1 protein-coding gene is annotated in these 800 nt (G+C 53.8%); it reads left to right on the top strand.

The features are described 5' to 3' along the window. Positions 1 to 800: DUF935 family protein (locus LPH68_RS26485; protein WP_230297294.1), on the top strand; the 800-nt coding region annotated here is incomplete at both ends.

The following is an 800-nucleotide window of genomic DNA, read 5'->3' as shown; positions in this document are numbered from 1 at the left end:
AAGAATGCCGTGCTGTGCTCCAACATGGAATTCCGGGTGGACGGGAAGCCCGACGATAAAATCAACGAGCAGATACAGTCGCCCTGGTTCAACCGGCTGGTGGGTGACATCCTTGATGCGAAATTCTGGGGCTTCTCGCTCTGCCAGTTCTACAAGCTGCAGGAGTGGGTGGATTATGACCTGGTACCGCGCAAGCATGTGGATCCGGTCAGGGAACTCATCCTGCGCCACCAGACGGACATTACCGGCCACTCCTGGAATGAATATACCGACCTGCTTTTTGTGGGTTCACCGTCCGATTTGGGGCTGTTGGCCAAGGCTGCACCTTGGGTCATCTACAAACGTAACACTACGGGCGACTGGGCACAGTTCTCCGAGGTATTCGGCATGCCCATACAGGAATATATCTATGACTCCGACGACGACGAGTCCCGCCAGCGGGCCATGGAGGATGCGGCCAACGCCGGAAGTCTGGCGCAGTTCTTTCATGCCAAGGACACGGAACTCAAACTTACGGAAGCCGGAAACAAAACAGGGTCTGCCGATGTCTATGAACGCCTCTGCGAACGGTGCAACAACGAAATTTCCAAACTGATACTGGGCAATACGCTGACAACCGAATCGTCCGAAAAAGGCACACAGGCTTTGGGTACGGTTCATAAGAAAGTAGAGGACAAGGTACTGGAGGCTGACCGGAAATACGTGCTCAACGTGCTGAATTACGACATGACGGATATTCTGCTGCGCATGGGCATCAATACTGAAGGGGGGACATTCTGCTTTCCGGAACCGAAAGAAAC

Source organism: Bacteroides sp. 1_1_30 (genome assembly GCF_020982715.1).
GTDB classification, from domain to species: Bacteria; Bacteroidota; Bacteroidia; order Bacteroidales; family Bacteroidaceae; genus Bacteroides; species Bacteroides xylanisolvens.
The sequence above is the reverse complement of the archived record's forward strand: the minus strand, read 5'-3'. Positions and strand labels throughout refer to the sequence as shown.